Source organism: Alicyclobacillus sp. CIJ1 (genome assembly GCF_057538885.1).
This window is the reverse complement of the sequence record NZ_BAAJPH010000116.1, coordinates 1-2,747: the sequence shown is the minus strand read 5'-3', so window position 1 is coordinate 2,747 and position 2,747 is coordinate 1. Positions and strand designations below refer to the sequence as shown.

Annotated in this window: 3 protein-coding genes; all 3 read left to right on the top strand. The window is 55.0% G+C overall.

The window, feature by feature from the left end; translation table 11 throughout:
• Positions 1-130 precede the first annotated feature (130 nt).
• The 3 genes from AC27E8_RS08805 (at position 131) to AC27E8_RS08795 (ending at position 2,253) form a co-directional block, all read left to right on the top strand.
• Positions 131-388, top strand: coding sequence for a hypothetical protein (locus AC27E8_RS08805; RefSeq protein ID WP_487097468.1), 258 nt, complete (start codon positions 131-133; stop codon positions 386-388).
• 80 nt (positions 389-468) lie between these two features.
• On the top strand, positions 469-1,392 hold the full coding sequence (locus AC27E8_RS08800; protein ID WP_487097470.1) for a RecB family exonuclease: 924 nt from the start codon (positions 469-471) through the stop codon (positions 1,390-1,392).
• Between the two features lie 33 nt (positions 1,393-1,425).
• On the top strand, positions 1,426-2,253 hold the full coding sequence (locus AC27E8_RS08795) for a hypothetical protein (RefSeq protein WP_014465236.1): 828 nt from the start codon (positions 1,426-1,428) through the stop codon (positions 2,251-2,253).
• Positions 2,254-2,747 lie beyond the last annotated feature (494 nt).

Below are 2,747 nucleotides of genomic sequence, written 5' to 3'. Positions count from 1 at the left end.
GAAGGAGGCAACGAACCATGCAGTATGAGGACATCATCTCCAAGTTGTGCGACGCCGACCGGAACGACCCGGATCGCGCGCGATACACGGTGGCGGATCTCGAAGCGTTGTGCCAGGAGGTTGAGGTAGCATGAGCGAGCTTGCGGGGCTTGGCTATGACACATGGAAGCTGATGACCCCCGAAGAAGACGCGGCGCTTTGGGGACTCGGCGGAGACGAAGACGAATGGTTCGACGACGAAGAGATGTTGAAGTGCGAATGCTGCGGAGACGTGATCGACGAGGAGACGGCGGTTCTGGACGAGGGTTCTTGGTTCTGTCCAGAGTGCTGGGAGTCGATGGAGATCATCGGGGTGGACGAGCACGAGGCAGAAAAAGAGAGCGCCTGACGAGAGCAGGCAGTAAGTCAAACGCCACCACAGATGATAGCACGGAGTTTACGGGCTGACAAGGGAAAGGGAGCGAAAAAATGGTGGAACTTCTGACACACAGCCGCATTGCCATGCGGCAAGTTTGCCCACAAAAGGAATATTTCCACTACGTGGAACGTCTCCGTCCGCGTGAAGTCGCTTGGTCCTTGTCGGTCGGAACGGCTTGGCACGCGGGGTTGGAAGCGTGGCAAAAGGGTTCGAACGAGGACGAAGCGGTTGCGGCGGGACTGGCGACGTTGGACTGGATCCGGCCGGAGAGTGAAGAAGAACAGTACAAACTCCAGCTTGAGCGCATCCGCGTCGAGTGCATGATTCGATTCGCAGTTCGGCACTTCCAGCCGCGACGATTGGTAGCGATTGAGAAAGAGTTTGAGATTCCAATCTTAAATCCCGCCACCGGACGCAAGTCAAGGAAGTACGCACTGGCCGGGAAGATCGACGGGATTGCTGAAGATGAAGATGGGCGCCTGTGGATCTTGGAAAACAAAACCACGGCCTCCATCGAGCAGTTCAGACAAAGCTACGGTATTTCCCAACAATTAACATTGTATGTCTACGCTGCGTCGCGGATCTTCGACAGGCCGATTGCGGGTGCAGTTGTGCGAGTTGTCCAGAAATCCCGCGCAGAGCCGAAACGTCGCAACGGCGAGGTGGTGGAAACCTGGGAAGACTTCCGAGACCGTCTGCTGGCGGAGTACGAGTCGAATCCAAGCAAATATTTGGCTGAAGATGAGGTGGTGAGAGTCGAAGAGCAGATTAAGCAGTTTGAAGCAGAGTTGTGGATGGAGACGCAGGAACGCCTCTGGCAAGCGAAGTCGGGCATCATTCGCCACAACACTGCCAACTGCTACCAATACGGCGGTTGTCCGTTCCTTCCACTCTGCCTTGGTGTGGAAGGTGCACGAGATTCCATGTTCTTCGTAAGTTCGACAACGCATGACGAACTCACTGAGACAGCGTGACAACGAACCAACGAATTCAAGGAGGAATGAACCATGACCACACTGGCACAGTACGATCCGAATCTGCTTCAGAAGCTCGGGTTGACGGTCGAACAGGCGCAGGAGCTCGAAGCTCAAGGAATCTCACTCGAACAATACGCTGAGACCATGCAAGATGCCGCGCAACTGGAAGAGAACGCCGAAATTCTTCCCGTAAGATATCGGATCGTTGCGCAAGCGGCCGCCTTCCAAAACGAGGCAACTGGAGAAATTATTCAGAAATTAAGAGTCAGAATCCCATTTTTTCACACAAGTCGAGTGCTGTTTGCGCCTCAGAACGAAGGTGAAAGTGCGCCGCCGCTTTGCACGAGTCACGATGGCAAGATCGGACGCTACGTTGCGGACGATGGACTCATTTCATATCGAAAGTGTCAGGGTTGTCCGTTTGATCAGTTTGGTAGTGATCCGAATGGTGGAAGAGGGAAAGCATGCAAAACCGTTCGACGAATCTATCTTCTGGAAGAAAATTCGCAAGTGCCTGCGATTCTCGGACTGCCACCTTCGAGTCATCGGGCGTGGGATCAATTTGTCAGCGCGCTTCGCTTTCGTGGTCAACTGGTGAGCAGTTATGAAATCGAACTTTCGCTGGAGACAAAACGAAATGGCGCGTTCGTATGGAGTCAATTGCAACCTCCGAAGATACTTCGGGAATTGACTCCAGCGGAAAAGTACCGCGTCGTGTCGATAGGAAAAGAGCTTGAAGCACGGCACAAATCGATCACGGTGGGGATTGAAGATTATCTGCAAGTCAACGTGGAGAACTCCAATGGCTCGTCAACAGAAGAGACACAACAAGGCGAAACAGCCGGACAAACAGCATGAACAGCGGAGGGTTCGCCTCCGCACAACGCTTCCGAACTCTTCGGAGGCGGTGTGGGGCGGCGAACAGTCGCTCCTTACTATGGTTAGGTTCGGTGGGGTAGGCCAGGCCCAGGTTCGGTATGGTTGGGTAAGGTTTGGAAAGGTTTGGCATGGCGTGGTCGCTTCGCCGGTTGTGCGCTGGACGCCATGGTAGCGTCCGAAAACAGCCGGCACCAAGGCCCACCGAAATGGTGGGCGACCTCCCACTTCCCTTGTCAGCGCCTAGAGACGCGCAGGGCGTCGCCCCTGCGCCGGGCGCTCGAAGGTTCAGGTGGAACGGCTGAAAAGGGACTGATCACCCCTTGGAGGCTCACGGTTCGAGTCCGTGCTTCGAGCGCCGGGTGGAGGGGCGAACCCAGAACAAAACAACGGAGGTGGCAATAGAGTTGCCAATGTATCGAGTGACGTTTGTATCTCGTCACATCGAGGAGTTTGAGGTTGAGGCCGCCAGCGAG